Raw genomic sequence first — 16,758 nt, forward strand, 5'->3', positions numbered from 1 at the left:
CACGCACGGTCACTTCAACGGATTGCGTCGTGCTCACTTCGATGCGGTGGTCTTGTTTTCCATGTTGACGACCTGCACGCGGCGGTTGACCTCGGCCATCGGCTGGCTCGGGTCCTTCAGCTTGCTCTTGCCGTAACCGACGGTGACGAGGTCGGTCGCGGAGATGCTGTACTTCTCGACGAGGTAGCGCTTGATCGCATCCGCGCGGCGTTCAGAGAGGTCCTGGTTGTAGCTCTCGCCACCGGCGGCGTCGGTGTGGCCGGCGACCACGAAGGTCGAGCCCTTCAGGTCGGGGCTGGTCAGCGCGCGACCGAGCGCCTGCACCGAAGCCAGCGACTTGGTGCTGATGTTGGCGGAGTTGTAGTCGAAGGTGATCTCGAGATCGATGTTCGGCTTGTCCTTGGCGACCGACGCGATTTCCTCGCGCTCGGTCGACGACAGCGAGCGCGTCGAGCGGCCGCGCACGGACTGGATCAGCTTGGTCTCCGACGCGCTCGGCGCGGGATCGGCCTGCGGCGCGATCGAGAGGCCGCGGGTCAGCGGCTTCTTCTGCGGCGGCGCCAGCGCGCGGACGATCTCGTCCTCGGTGACGTTCTTGCTGTTGCCGTCGTCGCCGGCGAATGCGGGGGAGGCCGGCAGCGACAGCGCGGCGCCAATGGCCATGATGGACAGGATTGCGGTAAGTCCTTTTGCAGCCGATCTCATTGCCAGTCCCTCCTGCGCAGCCGAGCTGCGTGGTTCCAAAATTCCTGCAATAGGCCCCCCGGGAAAGGCCGCCTGCGGCATCCGTCCATTAGTCTTGCCTGGGCCGCCGAGGTTCGAGGCGTCGGTCGCCTCAATTCAAAAAAATACTAGCGTACTCCGTAGCTTGCGAATTCCTGAACGATGTTCGGATCCATCGCCTTGGCATTGGCAATGTCCAGAGCCCCTTCCTGGGCGGAGCCGTTGCGCTGCTTCGCAATGCCACGTCCGTACAGCGAGGAGGTGAGGCGGGGATTGATCCTCAGGGCCGCATCGAAATCGGCGATCGCGTTCTTCACCGCTCCCGATTTCAGATTGACGAGCCCCCGGCTGTCCAGCGCATCGACGAAGTTCGGCCGCAGCCGCAGCGCTTCGTTGCAGTCTTTCAGCGCGCCCTGGAGATCGCCGACCACCGTGCGGGTCCAGCAGCGGTTGTTCAGCGCCTCGACGTCCTTCGAGTTGATCCGGAGCGTGTCGTCAAAATCCTTGATGGCGAGGTTGTAGGCGCCCTTGCTGGCATAGACCTGGCCGCGCCGGTACAGCGCGTTCACGTCATCAGGATTGGCCGCGATCTTGGCCGTCAGGCCCTTGATGGTGGGGTCCTCCGCGAGGGCGGCCGCGCTAGGCCCGGCGTCCGCGTTCGGCACGGTAGCGGGGTCGGCCGGTTTCACCGGCGGCGGCGGCGGGGGTAAGGCGGCCTCGACCTGGGGCTTCGGTGATGGGGCCGGGACGGGCGCGGGCGCCGGTGCGGCTGCCGTGTCGGCCGGCTTCGGCGGCGGAGGCGGTGATGGCGGCGCCGGTGGTGCCGGCGGCGGGTTATTGGCGACGACGGGTGGCGGCGCGGGGGGCGCGGGCGGCGGCGCCATTGTCGGACGCGATCCGCCGGCTCCCGGAATGAACGAGAAATCTTCGGCCAATGAAGAGGATATCCACGGCACCTGCTCGCCGCGCGAGGCGCGGGTGACGCCCATCTTGGTGCGGTTCAGCGTCTCCTCGGCCATCAGGTCGGGGACGCGGATTTCCTTCAGCAGTTCCTGGACGAACAGGCTGTGCTCGCCGCCGGCGTCCGACACCACCGAGGCCAGCGCCGCCGAATACATCACCAGCGTGCCGTTCGGCGCGATGACCGGGGTCAGGCCGGCCGAGAAGCTGCGGAACCGGCGCTCGAACGGGTTGCGCCTGGAGGCATCGATCAGCGCGATCTTGACGCCGGCGCCGCGGGTGTTGAGCTCGCCGAGGACGGCTTCCAGGCTGAAACCGTCGCGGCGTACGTCGGATTCGGTCCAGATTTGCGCGTCGATCGGCAGCATGTAGCTCTGGCGCGCCGACTGGATGCCGAAACCGCTGAAGAACACCAGCGCCACCGAGCCCGGCTTGATCTTGCCGTAGAGCTTGTCGAAGGCGCGGCGCATGCCGTCGCCGGTCAGGTTCTCGCCGATCTCGACCGAAAAGCCGTCGCGCTTGAGCTCGTCGGCGACGTCACGTGCGTCGTTGAGCGGCTCCTTCAGCGGGGCGTCTGCATCCGGATATTTGGCGTTGCCGATGACCAGCGCATAACGGTCGCCGGCCGCAAGCGACGGTGCGGTCGGGATGAGCGAAACGAGCAAGGCAAGAAGGAAAAGGAAGCGAATTTTCATAATCAGCGCGGTCCAGCCAAAAGGGCGCCGTTCCCAGCTTGCGCCGCGGCGACCTTAACTTACGCAATGTGCATTATCAAACCGGGGAGAGGGGGCGTCAACCGCTTGGAGATTCGGCATTATCGCGACGATTGACCGCAACGCAGGGGCGCGCCGCGAGGGGAATAAACGGGCCATCATGGTCGTGCTCGACGCGATCCGGTTGGGCATTGCAGCGCCCATCTCGGGGCACCCCTGTTAGGGAGTCTTTTTTAGGGGAATCTTGGCGCCGAAAATGTGATTGGTCTCACATTGGAACGGGCCTCCGCGCATCACGCGTGGCGTTTGACCTTTCCGGCGGACAATGGCTTGGTGCGCTCGTACCTCCCCGAAGGTCCACACAAGAAGCAAAACCAAAAGAAAAATCATGGGAAACGCCTACGAAATCTACGCACTGCGCTATGCGACCATGTCGCCGCGCACTCCCAGCATGAACTTCCTGGCGCCGGATCCGCATGACAGCGCGGCGCAGGACCTCGACTACTTCGTCTGGCTGATCCGCGGCGGCGGCCGCGACATCCTGGTCGATACCGGCTTCAATGCCGAGGAGGCGGGGCTACGTGCGCGCAAGCTGACGCTCAATCCGGTCGATGCGCTGGAGCGCTTTGGCGTCAAGGCGTCGGCGATTCGCGACATCATCGTGACGCATCTGCATTACGACCATGCCGGCAATCTCGACCGCTTCCCGAACGCGCGCTTCCATCTCCAGGAGCGCGAGATGGCCTACGCGACCGGCCGCTGCATGTGCAACGGACTGCTGCGACATCCGTTCTCGGTCGAGCACGTCACGCAGATGGTGCGCCATGTCTATGGCGAGCGCGTCAATTTCTATTCGGGCGACGGCGAGGTCGCGCCCGGAATCACCGTGCACCGTGTCGGCGGCCATTCGGACGGCTTGCAGGTGGTCAAGGTCGAGACCGCGCGCGGGCCGGTGGTGCTGGCGTCCGACGCCGCGCATTACTACGCCAACCTGCAGCGCCGCAGCCCGTTTCCGATCGTCTACAATGTCGGCGACATGGCACAGGGCTGGGAGACGATCGAGCGTCTCGCCGGCCACCCCGACAGGTTCATTCCCGGCCACGATCCGATCGTGACGGAGATCTATCCGCGCGCCAGCGACAAGGTCGACGCCTGGGCGCTGCATTTGCCGCCGTCGCGGTCGTTTGCGAAATAGCGGTTGAGACCTGCCCCACGCTCGTCGTCCCGGACAAGCGCGCCAAAAGCGCGCGTAGATCCGGGACCCATAACCCCAGGGAGGAGTCGCCGCGCGAGCTGGCAACTCCGAGTCTTCGCCAAAGATCTCCCTGTGGTTATGGATCCCGGATCTGCGCTTCGCTCTAGACAACGCTTCGCGTTGTCTAGAGCACTGCTTGTCCGGGACGACGATTGAGTTTTGGACGGCGCGCTTGCGCGCCTCCTCACCATGAGGGTCAACTAGTCGTCAGGAATGCAGGGGCGTGTACTTCGTAAATCCGGGATGTTTGCTTTCTAGGGTAAAGCGGACACCCAGCTCCGAATCCGGAATGTCGCCTTGTGACGCACAAGAGACATCAGAGCGAAACCAACCGACGGCAGCTTATTGAATGGCTTACATCGATGCTTTCGCATCCGGTCGCCTCGCAACGAGAACATTGCCGATGCACTGTAGCACCGTCTCGCGTCTTTGGTTGCGCAAGTGGATTTGGTTGCGAAGGATTCCCCTATCGGAGCTCGACCTCGACTCGCGCTTCTCCAGAACGATCGATTCAAGATCAAGGTGGTCTCCGGGGCGTACCGCGTTCGGCAGCCTCACCTCATCCCAGCCGAGCCCGGCAAGGACACGGAGCGGAGGCTGTAGTTTGCTCGTTAGCGAGATGAAGATCGCGAACGTGTGGGCACCGGATGCCGTCAGTCCCGCAAAAACTGAGCGCGCAGCAGCTTCCTCATCGATGTGGAAGGGCCGTGCGTCATATTGCTTGGCGAACTGAATAATTTCGTCCTTGGAGACAAAATAGGGGCCGGCCTTGCGGCTATCGCCAATCTCGGTGTCTTCAAAATAGCCGCTGGTCATCGGTCAATCCTTTACAAGCGCCCGCCAATCTAGGTCATGCTCCCTGGCAAGAAGCACCGGATCGATATCTCCGGATAGAGGTCGTTGTAGATCGGCCAGACCATGGTGCGTCCGACTTTGTTCGGTACGGTGATGATGGCATCGTCAGGCACATCGACCCAGATCATCACTTTGGAGTCGGCGGTTTTCGGCAGTCGCACACGGTAGTGGCCGTCTCTGGCTTCCCAGTCTACGTCTTCGACGGCATGACCGTCGGCGTGCGAACAGCAGAGGCCTTTGCCGCTTGCCAAACTCTCAAACCATTCGAGAAGTGGTGAATTCCTGTAGCGTCCGTCGAGATCGCGCCCCGGCGCCGGCGCCGGCGACATCACCATCGCGATAGCCGCGCTCATGGCGATTTGCGAAATCCCGCGTTTGATCAACGCTGTGCAGTGCCGCCCCATGGTGCCTCCGGGCGAACTGTAACCGCTTGTGAGTAGGTATCTTTCGGCTAAGGGAGGTTCACAAATTGGGGTGAGGCCGAACGTCGCGAAGTATCCGACAAAGTTTGGTAGCCTCGTGTGTTCTAGTTCGCCTGTTGCACACCAAGAGCTAGTGCAAGTGGGACGTGCATAGCGAAGATCAAACAAGGGGGTTTGACCATGCCCTCGATATTCGATTTTCTGTACCGCGAATTTTGTCGTGCGCGTCTCTCTGAAATGCGGAGACAGCTCCTTGTGGCCCGACGCGAAGAGGTTCGGGAAGCCGCATGGGTTCGCTGCACCCCTAGACCGGTCTTTGGCCGCACGGCTCTCGACCGGCGTTTTTGCCCAACACCCGGACCTCGCATCATAGGGGCTTCCTGTGAACCTCCGCGGCCACTCCTAGACTTACCCATGGGAGGGTCAATGGAGGGACTAGGTCATGGCTATTGTACAATTTACGCGCTTCAAGAGCGACAAACCTGAGGAATTGATCAAGACCGCCAAGCAGGCGAAGGCAATCTTCGAAAAGCACGGCGCTGAATTTCTTCGACTTTCCCGATTTCACACTGGTATGTGGGCTGGGGAGTTTCTTATCGCTACGCGCTATTCCAGTTGGGAAGTGTACGGAAAGGTACAGGAGGCATTGGCAAAGGATGAAGCATTCACAAAGCTGTACGCGCACACACTAACCTTTGCCGAATTGAAGGGCCGTAACATCGCGGTCGGCATCGATCTCTGAGGCTCCGCTGAGAGTTGCGGGCGTAGCGTTAGAGTATTGAGGTTCTGTGAGCCGCATCGGCCGCGCGGCGGTCCTGACCGGCCGCAATGTGCCGACGCCGCCAAGCGCAGTTGTCTTGACCGCGTCGTCGCTTCGGCATCGGGCCGCCGTCGGCCGAGCGGAAAGTCGCGACAAAGACGGCTCAGCAACTACATGCTGGAGCGTCTATTCCGCACCCTAATACGCCTGCTTGGCATCCGCCTCTTCGCTGGTCTGGATCAGGTCGAGACTCTGCTCGATCTTGCCGAGCAGAGCCGAGAGCTGCTTGCGCTCCTGCGCCGAGAGGCAGGCGAGGATCTCGTCCTCACGCCGCAGCAATTGCGGGAACAGCTCTTCGTAGAGCGCGCGGCCTTTCTTGGTCAGTTGCAGGCGGAATTCGCGGCGGTCGGCTTCGTTCTCGACGCGCTCGATTAGTCCCTCATGCAACAGCATGGTGACGGCGCGGCTGATGGTCGATTTGTGCGTGCGGGTGCATTGCGAGATGTACTGCGCGCTACAGGCATCGTTGCGGAAACCGAGCGTCGCGATCACGCGCCAGGCCGGAATGTCGAGGCCGTGACGCTCCTGATATTCGACCGCGAGCGCGGAACTCACCTCCGCGGCAAGCCGGTTGAGGCGGAACGGCACGAACTTGAACAGATCGAGCCGCGTTTTTTGCCGCGGCGACGCCTCGCCCGCCTCTTGTCTCTTCAGTGCCGCATCGCTGGATGTCCTCGCCAAGGCTTGCGCTCCGAATTCCAGTTGACGGCCGGCCGGCTCCGGTCCAAAATAGTTGCACGTGAGACTATCTAGCAGATCAGCCCTCTCCTGACCAGAGCCGAGGTTAGCGCATGGCGCAGGTCAATGTGCATCAGACCAAGACCCAATTCGGCTATCGCCGCCACCCCGATCAGGACCGTCCCGGGCAAAGCCCGGCCGAGCATCCGGTTGTGGTTGTCGGCGCGGGCCCGGTCGGGCTCTCGCTCGCGATCGACCTCGCGCAGCGCGGCCAGAGCGTCGTCCTTCTGGATGATGCCGACCGCATCGGCGAAGGCTCGCGCGCGATCTGCTTCTCGAAGCGCTCGCTGGAGTACTGGGACCGGCTTGGCGTCGGCGACCGCATGGTCGGGAAGGGCGTGGTGTGGAGCGTCGGTCGCATCTTCCATGGCGAGTCCCAGCTCTACCAGTTCAACCTGCTGCCGGAAGACGGTCACAAGCGGCCGGCCTTCATCAATCTCCAGCAATATTACGCCGAGGCCTATCTGGTCGATCGCATCAGCGATCTGCCTGCGATCGACCTGCGCTGGCGCAACAAGGTGACGGCGCTGGAGCAGCGCAACGATTCCGTCGCGCTGACGATCGAGACGCCGGAGGGCGCCTACCGCCTGCACGCGCAATATGTCGTCGCCTGCGACGGCGCGCGGTCGTCGCTGCGGCAGATGGTTGGCGCCGAGTTCGCCGGCCAGGTGTTCGAGGACCAGTTCCTGATCGCCGACGTCAAGATGACGGCGGAATTCCCGACCGAGCGCTGGTTCTGGTTCGATCCGCCGTTCCATGCGGGACGCTCGGCGCTGCTGCACCGGCAGCCCGACGATGTCTGGCGCATCGACCTCCAGCTCAATCGCTACGCCGATCCCGTCGTCGAGAAGAAGCCGGAAAACGTGCGGCCGCGGATTGCGCGCATGCTGGGCCACGACAAGTTCGAGTTCGAGTGGATCTCGCTCTACAAATTCCAGTGTCGGCGCATGGACCGCTTCATCCATGGCCGCGTGATCTTCGCCGGCGACTCCGCGCATCAGGTCTCGCCCTTCGGTGCGCGCGGCGCCAATTCGGGACTCGAGGACGCGGAAAACCTGTCCTGGAAGCTCGACCGCGTCCTGCGCGGCACCTCGCCCGCGAGCCTGCTGGAGAGCTACCACGCCGAGCGCAGCATGGCGGCCGACGAGAACATCCGCGAATCCACCCGCTCGACCGATTTCATGGCGCCGAACTCGCACCAGGAGGCGCGGCTGCGCAAGGCGGTGCTGTCGCTCGCTAAGGAGACCGAATTCGGCAAGCGCATGGTCAATGGTGGGCGGCTCTCGGTGCCGTGCAGCTATGATACGTCGCTGTCGTCGCCCGATGCGGATATGTGGGGCGCTGGCCCGCGGCCCGGCTGTTCCATGTTGGATGCGCCGGTTGCCACAAGCGCGGGCGAGCAGATCTATCTGACGGATGCATTCCGCAAGGGCGGAACAGACTTCACCTTGCTGTCGTTCAGCAATGGCACGCAGCTCGGCGTGCCCGAAGGCGTGAAGGATATCCGCATCGGCGGCGAGGGCGGCCTTGCCGATCCCTCGGGCCTCGTCGCAAGGCGCTACGACGCCGACGCGGGTGCTGCCTATCTGCTCAGGCCCGATGGTTACGTTGCTGCGCGGTTCCGTCATCCGACGCGCGAGACCATTGCTGCGGCGCTGTCGCGCGCCGAAGGCTTGAATTGAGGTTTGGTATGCCGCTGTCCACCAGTTCCAACTTCGCACGCCCGGACGACGCCTTTCGCGCCATCGTCGAGGCGCATCGCGGCCTCACGGAGGAGCAGAGCGCCGATTTCGATGCGGCATTGGTGCTGATCCTCGCCAACCATATCGGCGACATCGATGTGCTGCGGGAAGCGATCGGGCTCGCCAAGCGCCGCATGATCGACGGCCAGCAGCAGCAACAGCAACAGCAATAACCCTGTGACCTAAGGATGAATTGATGGCGAAGAACTTCGCGTCCACCGGCGATCTCGCCGAGAAGAAGATCACCTTCTCCGAGATCGGCGCCGATCTCTATGCTTTCACCGCGGAGGGCGATCCGAACACGGCCGTGATCGTCGGCGACGACGGTTGCCTCGTGTTCGACGCGCAGGCAACGCCCGCGATGGCGAACAAGGTGATCGAGCGCGTCCGCGCCGTCACCGACAAGCCGATCAAATATGTCGTGCTGTCGCACTATCACGCCGTGCGCGTGCTGGGGGCCTCCGCCTACAAGGCGCAAGGTATCGTTGCCTCGCAGGAGACCTATCGTCTCATCGAGGAGCGCGGCAAGCAGGATTGGGATTCCGAATACGGCCGCTTCCCGCGCCTGTTCCAGGATGCGCAAAGCATTCCCGGCCTGACCTGGCCGACGCTGACCTTCGAAGGCGAGATGTCGATCTATCTCGGCAAGCGTGAAGTGCGGCTGATGCAGCTCGGCGCGGGCCACACCTCCGGCGACATCGTCGCCTGGGTGCCGGATGCGGAAGTGATGTTCTCCGGCGATCTCATCGAATACCACTCGGCCTGCTATTGCGGTGACGCGCATTTGCGCGAATGGCCGCTGACGCTGAACGAGATCCGCAACTTCAATCCCAAGGCGATCGCGCCGGGCCGCGGCGATGCGCTGAAGGGCACAGCCACCGTGCGCGAGGCCATCGCGATGACGCGGGACTTCGTCACCTCGCTCTATGGCGCCGCCGAAATCTCGGTCGCCAAAGGACGCTCGCTGAAGGAATCGATGGCAGCGACGCGCGAGGTGATGGATCCGAAGTTTTCGAGCTTCGCCATCTACGAGCACTGCCTGCCGTTCAACGTGTCGCGCGCCTATGACGAAGCGTCGGGGATCGACGACCCCGTGATCTGGACCGACAAGCGCGATCAGGAGATGTGGACCGCCTTGCAAGGAGGAGGATAGTCATGAACATCAATACCTCGCCCGATCAGATCATCCGCAGCTCGGCCCAGGTCACGCCGGGCTACATGTCCGGCTTCGGCAACAGCTTTGAGACGGAGGCGCTGCCGGGCGCGCTGCCGATCGGGCGCAACTCGCCGCAGCGCTGCGCCTACGGGCTCTATGCCGAGCAGCTCTCGGGCTCGCCCTTCACCGCGCCGCGCGGCAGCAATGAGCGCTCCTGGCTCTACCGCATCCGTCCCTCGGTGAAGCATTCGGGGCGCTTCGAGAAGGCCGATGCCGGCCTGTGGCGCTCGGCGCCGTGCCATGAATACGATCTGCCTATCGCTCAGATGCGCTGGGACCCGACGCCGGTGCCGAAGGAGGAGGTCACCTTCGTTCAGGGCGTGCAGACCATGACGACCGCCGGCGACGTCAATACGCAGGCCGGCATGGCCGCGCATGTCTATCTCATCACCAAGTCGATGGTGGACCAGCATTTCTACAATGCCGACGGCGAGCTGATGTTCGTGCTCCAGCAGGGGAACCTGCGCCTCGTCACCGAGTTCGGCCGCATCGACGCCGAGCCCGGCGAGATCGTGGTGATCCCGCGCGGCGTAAAATTCCGCGTCGAGATTCCGAACGGGCCGGCGCGCGGCTATCTCTGCGAGAACTACGGCGGCGCCTTCACGCTGCCGGAGCGCGGGCCGATCGGCGCCAACTGCCTCGCCAATGCGCGCGACTTCCTGACGCCGGTCGCGAACTACGAGGACAAGGACACGCCGACCGAGTTGTTCGTGAAATGGGGCGGGTCGCTGTTCAAGACCACCTTGCCGCATTCGCCGATCGACGTCGTCGCCTGGCACGGCAATTACGCGCCCTATAAATACGATCTGCGCACCTTCTCTCCGGTCGGCGCGATCGGCTTCGACCATCCCGATCCGTCGATCTTCACGGTGCTGACCTCGCCGTCGGAGACCGCGGGCACCGCGAACATCGATTTCGTGATCTTCCCGGAGCGCTGGATGGTCGCCGACAACACCTTCCGGCCGCCCTGGTACCACATGAACATCATGAGCGAGTTCATGGGCCTGATCTACGGCGTCTACGACGCCAAGCCGCAGGGCTTCGTCCCCGGCGGCATGAGCCTGCACAATTGCATGCTGCCGCACGGCCCGGATCGTGATGCCTTCGAGCACGCCAGCAACGGCGAATTGAAGCCGGTGAAGCTGACCGGCACCATGGCCTTCATGTTCGAGACCCGCTACCCGCAGCGCGTCACCGCGCATGCCGCGAACGCGTCCACGCTCCAGGACGATTACGCCGATTGCTGGAAGGGCCTGGAGAAGCGGTTCGATCCGAACAGGCCGTAGTGACTTCGTCCGGGATGCGCCAGAGGCGCAGGCCCGGAATCCATACTCACGATCGTGGTTATGGAATCCGGGCTCGCGCTCCGCGCGCCCCGGAATGACGGCGGAGAAACCGTCTCAGAACATCCGGCAGGAAACCAATGCCCCACCCCAACGATCCCAGCCTCCGCTCCTTCATCGACGTCGATCCGGCCTCCGACTTCCCGATCCAGAACCTGCCCTATGGCGTGTTCTCGACCGCGGCCAACCCGACGCCGCGCGTCGGCGTCGCGATCGGCAATTACGTGCTCGATCTCTGGGAGCTCGAGCAGGACTCGCGTCTCGATGTCGGCGCGCTCGGCGTGTTCTCGGGCGCCTCGCTCAATCCGTTCATGGCGCTGGGGCCGAAGGTCTGGGCAAGGACGCGGGCGCGGATCAGCGAGCTCTTGCGCGCGGACCATCCGGAGCTGCGCGACAATGAGGAGCTGCGCAAGCAGGCCCTGGTGCCGATGCGCGACGCCAAGCTGCACATGCCGTTCGCGGTCTCCGGCTACACCGATTTCTATTCGTCCAGGGAGCACGCCACCAATGTCGGCGTGATGTTCCGCGGCAAGGACAATGCGCTGCAGCCGAACTGGCTGCATATGCCGATCGCCTACAATGGCCGCGCATCCACCGTTGTGGTCTCCGGCACCAACGTGAAGCGCCCGCGCGGGCAATTGAAGCCGCCCAATGTCGACGTGCCGAGCTTTGGTCCCTGCAAGCGGCTCGATTTCGAGCTGGAGATGGGCGTCGTGGTCGGCCAGCCCTCAGCCATGGGCGGCATGCTCACCGAGCAGCAGGCCGAAGAGATGATCTTCGGTTTCGTGCTGCTCAACGACTGGAGCGCACGCGACATCCAGCAGTGGGAGTACGTGCCGCTCGGTCCGTTCCTGGCAAAGGCGTTTGCGACCTCGATCAGCCCGTGGGTGGTGACGCGCGAGGCGCTGGAGCCGTTCCGGCTGAAGGGGCCGGAGCAGGAGCCGGTGCCGCTCGACTATCTCAAGCAGGCCAAGCCGCAGAATTACAGCATCGAGCTCGACGTCTCGCTGCGGCCCGGCGGCGCCAACGCGCCCACCAGCATCAGCCGCACCAATTTCAAGTACATGTACTGGTCCTCGGTGCAGCAGCTCATGCACCACGCCTCCTCTGGCTGCGCCATGAATGTCGGAGATCTCTTAGGGAGCGGCACCATCTCCGGCCCGGAGAAGAACCAGCGCGGCAGCCTGCTCGAGATCAGCTGGAACGGCACCGAGCCGGTCGAACTCCCCGGCGGCATCAAGCGCTCGTTCCTGGAGGACGGCGACAGCCTCATCATGCGCGGCTGGTGCCAGGGCGCCGGCTATCGCGTCGGCTTCGGCGAGGTCGAGGGGACGATTTTGCCGGCGGAGTGAGATGGTCGTCATTCCGGGGCGATGCGAAGCATCGAACCCGGAATCTCGAGGTTCCGGGTTCGCGCTTCGCGCGCCCCGGAACGACGAGTTAGAAATTCAACGCCTCTCCGGCGGCACGTCGCGTATCCGCGCGCAATGTGCCGCGACATCCTCCACGCTGTATTTCAGATGCACCCGCTTGTCCGACGGCGCCTGCCTGGTCGTGCACACGCCCGGCCGCCATTCCTGCGTGGGGCGAATCGGGCGCGGCGCAAAGCCGCCGCCGCAGTTCGGGCAGACGTTGGAGAGCTTGGTCTCGACGCAGTCCGCACAGAATGTGCATTCATAGGAGCAGATCCGCGCATCCGTTGCGTCAGGCGGCAGGTCGCGGTCGCAATATTCGCAGTTCGGTCGAAGCTGGAGGGCCATGGTCGAATCTCCGGATCGGCCGGATCATCGCAGACCGCGCGCGCAGCGCGAATGCCGTAGTTCCCTCGATTTCAGCCAGCCTTCAAATCCCTCAGCGGCAGCCGCGTGCTCTCCTTCAGCCGGTCCAGCACGATCGAGGAACGCACATGCGCCACGCTCTGGTGCGGCATCAACACGTCGTTGACGAGGTTGGAGAGGCCCTTCAGGTCGCGCAGCACGGCTTTGAGCACGTAATCGGCATCGCCCGTCAGCGAGTAGGCCTCCTGGATCTCGTCGATGCGGTTCACCAGCGCGCGGAAGCGCTTGGAATTGTCCGGCGAGTGGGTCGCGAGCCCTACCTGGATGAAGGCGATCACGCCGAAGCCGAGCGCCTCGCTGGAGAGATCGGCGTGATAGCCCGCGATCACCTTCTCCTCCTCCAGCCGCATCCGCCGCCGCGAGCATTGCGAGGCCGAGAGACCTGCGAGCTCCGCAAGCTCCTGGTTCGTGAGGCGGCCGTCGTCCTGGAGCGCGCCGAGAATCCTGAGGTCGAAGGCGTCCACTGAAATCATGCGGGTTTTGTCCATTTGATGCACGGATCGTGCATATGATAGTCAAATGTCGTCCCGTTTGCACGCCCCTTGCGCGTCCCATGAAGGATAGTTCCTGCCAGCAGCCATTTGGGAGAGCAGCATGGGTCCGTTTCCGCACGATGCACCGCCGGCCACGATCAGCGCCGACAATCCGATGGGCACCGACGGCTTCGAGTGCGTCGAATATGCGCATCCCAATCCGGAACAGCTGCACGCGCTGTTCAAGCTGATGGGCTATGTGCCCGTCGCGCGCCACAAGACCAAGGCCATCACGGTCTATCGCCAGGGCGACATCAACTATCTCGTCAACGAGGAGCCCGGCACCCACGGCCACGATTTCGTCGCCGCGCACGGTCCCTGTGCGCCGTCGATGGCGTTTCGCGTCGTCGATGCGAAGGCGGCCTACGACCGCGCGATTGCGCTCGGCGCCGAGCCCGCCAACGTGTCATCCGCGCAGAAGGCGCTCGACGTGCCCGCGATCAAGGGCATCGGCGGCAGCCTGCTCTATTTCGTCGATCGCTACGGCGCTAAGGGCTCGGCCTATGATTCCGAGTACGAGTGGCTGGGCGCGCGCGATCCCAAGCCGGTCGGTGCCGGCCTGTTCTATCTCGACCACCTCACCCACAACGTTCATCGCGGCCGGATGGATGTCTGGACCGGCTTCTACGAAAGGCTGTTCAACTTCCGCCAGATCCGCTTCTTCGACATCGAGGGGCGCGCCTCCGGCCTGTTCTCGCGCGCGCTGACCAGCCCCGACGGCAAGATCCGGATCCCGATCAACGAGGACGCCGGCGATTCCGGCCAGATCGAGGAATATCTGAAGATCTATCGCGGCGAAGGCATCCAGCACATCGCCTGCGGCTGCCGCGACATCCACCACACCATCGAAGGCCTGCGCGAGGCCGGCCTGCCCTTCATGCCCTCGCCGCCCGAGACCTATTTCGAGCGGATCGACGCGCGCCTGCCGAAGCATGGCGAGGACATCGCACGGCTTCAGAAGAACGGCATCCTGATCGACGGCGAAGGCGTGGTCGACGGCGGCCAGACCAAGGTGCTGCTCCAGATCTTCTCGGCCAACGCGATCGGCCCGATCTTCTTCGAGTTCATCCAGCGCAAGGGCGATGACGGCTTTGGCGAGGGCAACTTCAAGGCCCTGTTCGAATCGATCGAGGAGGACCAGATCCGGCGCGGGGTGCTGAAGGTGGATGACGCGGCGTAGCTCGTCGCTATTGCCTGCATTTGCCGCCTCATAACAGGTGTCGTCCCGGACAAGCGCAAGCGCAGATCCGGGACCCATGCCACAGGGAGGAGTTGCGGCGCGAAAGCGGTAACTCCGAGTCCCGTAACCACAACGGCCTGTGGTTATGGATCCCGGATCAGCGCTCCGCTCTAGGCAACGCTACGCGTTGTCGAGAGCTGCGCTTGTCCGGGACGACAGCGGAGCGTGTTGCGACGGCGGAGATTATTTCGCCGCCTGCCACGCCTTCGTCACCGCCGCGATCTCCGCGCCCTCCGGCTCGCGCACCGCTGATGGCGTCCGTGAGAACCTTGGTGCGGGCGCAGGTTGTTTCACGCCGTGGCGCTCGACGAACACCTGTCGGGCGACCATGTGCGGATGTTGCGTGGCCTCCGACATGGTCAGCACCGGCGCGAAGCAGATGTCGGTGCCTTCCATGATCTTGCGCCAGTCCTCGCGCGTCTTGCTCTTGAACACGGCTTTCAGCTTTTCCTTCAGCGCCGGCCAGGCCTTGCGGTCCATCTGCGCGTCGAAATCGGCGTCGGAGAGGCCCGCGTGCTCGCGCAGCAGCGCGTAGAACTGCGGCTCGATCGAGCCGATCGAGACGAAATGGCCGCAGGCGCATTCGTAGACCCCGTAGAAATGCGCGCCGCCGTCGAGGAAGTTCTGGTTGCGCCCTTCGGTCCAGCGGCCGATCGTGGTCATGTCGAAGAAGAACGACATCAGCGATGCGGCGCCGTCGCACATCGCGGCATCGACCACCTGGCCCTTGCCGGACCTCGATGCTTCGAGCAGGGCCGCGAGCACGCCGACGACGAGATAGAGTGCACCGCCGCCGAAATCGCCGACCAGGTTGAGCGGCGGCACCGGCGCCTCCTTCGGGCCGATCGCGGCGAGCGCGCCGGTGATGGAGATGTAGTTGATGTCGTGGCCGGCGGCATTCGCGAGCGGGCCTTCCTGGCCCCAGCCGGTCATGCGGCCGTAGACGAGCTTTGGGTTGCGCGCGAGCACCACGTCGGGGCCCAGTCCGAGCCGCTCCATCACGCCGGGACGAAAACCTTCGACCAGCGCATCGGCGCTCGCAAGCAGGTCGAGCACCTGTGCGATCGCCGCCTTGTCCTTGAGGTCAAGCTCGATCACCTTGCGGCCGCGGCCCGCCACCGACTTCATGCTCTTCTTGGCGCCGACCCGGTCGAGCGTGACGACGTCGGCGCCCATGTCGGCCAGCATCATGCAGGCGAACGGGCCGGGCCCGATGCCGGCGAATTCGACGATGCGGAAGCCCGAGAGCGGGCCGGAGGCGCGGACGGACGAGGTGGGGGCTGATTTGTCGAGCACGTTGTTGTTTCCTCGGGTCGCAGGCAAGTGCCGGTGATCCGGCAAACGCCTCCGACGTTGCTCTTGGGGGCGAGTTAATCGGCTGATTAACTTTTCTCGCCTTCCCGCCAGCGAGGCAAGCGGTTTTCATGCATGGGCGCATAATAAAAGCGGCGCGCATTTCTGCGCGCCGCGGAAAATTTGTGTTCAGTCGCTAGAGCGGGATCGTCAGCCTGCGGCGGCCACCGCACGCTGCGCCATCACCTTGATGAGGTTCGCACGATACTCCGACGTGCCGTGGATGTCGGACAGAAGTCCGCTCGCCGAAATAGTCACGCTGTCGATCGCCGACGGCGACCAGTTGGCCTTGAGCGCGGCTTCGATGGCGGGAATGCGCACCACGCCGCTCTGCGAGGCGCCCGTGGCGGCAACGCGGACATCGCCCGACTTCGTCTGCGCGACGAACACGCCGGTCAGCGCAAAGCGCGAGGCCGGATGCGGGAATTTCGCGTAGCCCGCTTTCCCCGGAACCGGGAACGACACGGCGGTGATGATCTCGCCGTCCTCGAGCGCCGTCGTAAACAGGCCCTTGAAGAAATCCTCCGCCGAGATCGAACGCTTGTTGGTCTTCACGGTGGCACCGAGCGCCAGCGTCGCGGCCGGATAATCCGCGGCAGGGTCGTTGTTGGCGAGCGAGCCGCCGATCGTGCCGCGGTAGCGCACGGCGGGGTCGCCGATCAGCGACGCGAGATAGGCGAGCGCGGGGATCGCCTTCTTCGCGGCATCGCTGGTCGCCACGTCGTAATGCGGCGTGGCGGCCTTGATGGTCAGCGTGTCGCCGGCGCCCTCGATGCCGATCATGTCCTTGATCTTGCCGAGGTCGATCACGTCGGACGGGCTGGCGAGGCGCTGCTTCATCACCGGCAGCAGCGTCTGGCCGCCGGACAGGAATTTCGCCTCGCTGCTCTTGCCGAACAGGCTGGCGGCTTCGTCGACCGAGGAGGCGCGATGATAGGTTGTCTGGTACATCTTGGTTGCTCCTGAAATCTTTTCTCTGTCATTCCGGGATGCGCCGCAGGCGCAGA

General features: G+C 63.9%; 17 protein-coding genes. 8 read left to right on the top strand and 9 right to left on the bottom strand.

The window, feature by feature from the left end:
* Positions 1-33: 33 nt before the first annotated feature.
* Together AAFG50_RS01510 and AAFG50_RS01515 are read right to left on the bottom strand one after the other, a co-directional pair.
* Positions 34-705 (bottom strand): OmpA family protein, encoded by a 672-nt coding sequence (locus AAFG50_RS01510; protein ID WP_028175667.1) that lies wholly within the window; start codon positions 703-705, stop codon positions 34-36.
* 146 nt (positions 706-851) lie between these two features.
* Entirely contained in the window at positions 852-2,378 is a 1,527-nt protein-coding gene (locus AAFG50_RS01515) for a caspase family protein (RefSeq protein WP_028175666.1), read from the bottom strand.
* A 406-nt stretch (positions 2,379-2,784) separates the two neighbouring features.
* On the opposite strand from AAFG50_RS01515, the gene AAFG50_RS01520 reads away from it, so the two are divergent.
* Positions 2,785-3,591: an N-acyl homoserine lactonase family protein gene (locus AAFG50_RS01520; protein ID WP_028175665.1), complete on the top strand. Its 807-nt coding sequence runs from the start codon at positions 2,785-2,787 to the stop codon at positions 3,589-3,591.
* Between the two features lie 414 nt (positions 3,592-4,005).
* On the opposite strand, the gene AAFG50_RS01525 is transcribed toward AAFG50_RS01520, so the two are convergent.
* Both AAFG50_RS01525 and AAFG50_RS01530 read right to left on the bottom strand, forming a co-directional pair.
* Positions 4,006-4,467, bottom strand: coding sequence for a MaoC/PaaZ C-terminal domain-containing protein (locus AAFG50_RS01525; protein ID WP_028175664.1), 462 nt, complete (start codon positions 4,465-4,467; stop codon positions 4,006-4,008).
* A 29-nt stretch (positions 4,468-4,496) separates the two neighbouring features.
* Positions 4,497-4,859 carry a hypothetical protein gene (locus AAFG50_RS01530; protein ID WP_060909787.1) on the bottom strand — a complete coding sequence of 121 codons (363 nt, stop codon included), beginning with the start codon at positions 4,857-4,859 and terminating at the stop codon, positions 4,497-4,499.
* Positions 4,860-5,370: 511 nt separating this feature from the next.
* Between AAFG50_RS01530 and AAFG50_RS01535 the strand changes: the two genes are divergently transcribed.
* The gene (locus AAFG50_RS01535; RefSeq protein ID WP_028175662.1) at positions 5,371-5,670 is read left to right on the top strand and encodes a hypothetical protein; all 300 of its coding nucleotides are present in this window, start codon (positions 5,371-5,373) and stop codon (positions 5,668-5,670) included.
* 216 nt (positions 5,671-5,886) lie between these two features.
* On the opposite strand, the gene AAFG50_RS01540 is transcribed toward AAFG50_RS01535, so the two are convergent.
* A complete protein-coding gene (locus AAFG50_RS01540; RefSeq protein ID WP_028175661.1) occupies positions 5,887-6,429 on the bottom strand; it encodes a MarR family transcriptional regulator in 543 nt (180 codons plus the stop codon).
* Between the two features lie 110 nt (positions 6,430-6,539).
* Here AAFG50_RS01540 and AAFG50_RS01545 point away from each other — a divergent pair, with 110 nt between their 5' ends.
* The 5 genes from AAFG50_RS01545 (at position 6,540) to fahA (ending at position 12,139) form a co-directional block, all read left to right on the top strand.
* Positions 6,540-8,168: an FAD-dependent oxidoreductase gene (locus tag AAFG50_RS01545; RefSeq protein WP_028175660.1), complete on the top strand. Its 1,629-nt coding sequence runs from the start codon at positions 6,540-6,542 to the stop codon at positions 8,166-8,168.
* Positions 8,169-8,176: 8 nt separating this feature from the next.
* On the top strand, positions 8,177-8,401 hold the full coding sequence (locus AAFG50_RS01550) for a DUF2783 domain-containing protein (RefSeq protein WP_025032749.1): 225 nt from the start codon (positions 8,177-8,179) through the stop codon (positions 8,399-8,401).
* A 23-nt stretch (positions 8,402-8,424) separates the two neighbouring features.
* On the top strand, positions 8,425-9,381 hold the full coding sequence (locus AAFG50_RS01555; RefSeq protein WP_028175659.1) for an MBL fold metallo-hydrolase: 957 nt from the start codon (positions 8,425-8,427) through the stop codon (positions 9,379-9,381).
* Positions 9,382-9,383: 2 nt separating this feature from the next.
* On the top strand, positions 9,384-10,730 hold the full coding sequence (hmgA, locus tag AAFG50_RS01560) for a homogentisate 1,2-dioxygenase (protein WP_028175658.1): 1,347 nt from the start codon (positions 9,384-9,386) through the stop codon (positions 10,728-10,730).
* A gap of 137 nt (positions 10,731-10,867) precedes the next feature.
* Complete coding sequence (fahA, locus tag AAFG50_RS01565) at positions 10,868-12,139, top strand: fumarylacetoacetase (RefSeq protein ID WP_028175657.1); 1,272 nt, start codon at positions 10,868-10,870, stop codon at positions 12,137-12,139.
* Positions 12,140-12,235: 96 nt separating this feature from the next.
* Here the strand turns inward: fahA and AAFG50_RS01570 are convergent, their stop codons facing one another.
* Positions 12,236-12,547 carry a DUF1272 domain-containing protein gene (locus AAFG50_RS01570; RefSeq protein ID WP_011083173.1) on the bottom strand — a complete coding sequence of 104 codons (312 nt, stop codon included), beginning with the start codon at positions 12,545-12,547 and terminating at the stop codon, positions 12,236-12,238.
* 71 nt (positions 12,548-12,618) lie between these two features.
* The gene (locus AAFG50_RS01575) at positions 12,619-13,098 is read right to left on the bottom strand and encodes an Lrp/AsnC family transcriptional regulator (protein WP_028175656.1); all 480 of its coding nucleotides are present in this window, start codon (positions 13,096-13,098) and stop codon (positions 12,619-12,621) included.
* A 121-nt stretch (positions 13,099-13,219) separates the two neighbouring features.
* Between AAFG50_RS01575 and hppD the strand changes: the two genes are divergently transcribed.
* Positions 13,220-14,338, top strand: a complete 1,119-nt coding sequence (gene hppD, locus AAFG50_RS01580) for a 4-hydroxyphenylpyruvate dioxygenase (RefSeq protein ID WP_028175655.1) — start codon at positions 13,220-13,222, stop codon at positions 14,336-14,338.
* Between the two features lie 243 nt (positions 14,339-14,581).
* On the opposite strand, the gene AAFG50_RS01585 is transcribed toward hppD, so the two are convergent.
* Positions 14,582-15,694 (bottom strand): CaiB/BaiF CoA-transferase family protein, encoded by a 1,113-nt coding sequence (locus AAFG50_RS01585; protein ID WP_028175654.1) that lies wholly within the window; start codon positions 15,692-15,694, stop codon positions 14,582-14,584.
* 207 nt (positions 15,695-15,901) lie between these two features.
* Positions 15,902-16,702: a xanthine dehydrogenase family protein subunit M gene (locus AAFG50_RS01590; protein WP_028175653.1), complete on the bottom strand. Its 801-nt coding sequence runs from the start codon at positions 16,700-16,702 to the stop codon at positions 15,902-15,904.
* Between the last annotated feature and the right edge of the window lie 56 nt (positions 16,703-16,758).

The sequence above is a fragment of the Bradyrhizobium sp. B039 genome (genome assembly GCF_038965675.1).
In the GTDB taxonomy this organism is placed as follows: Bacteria; Pseudomonadota; Alphaproteobacteria; order Rhizobiales; family Xanthobacteraceae; genus Bradyrhizobium; species Bradyrhizobium diazoefficiens.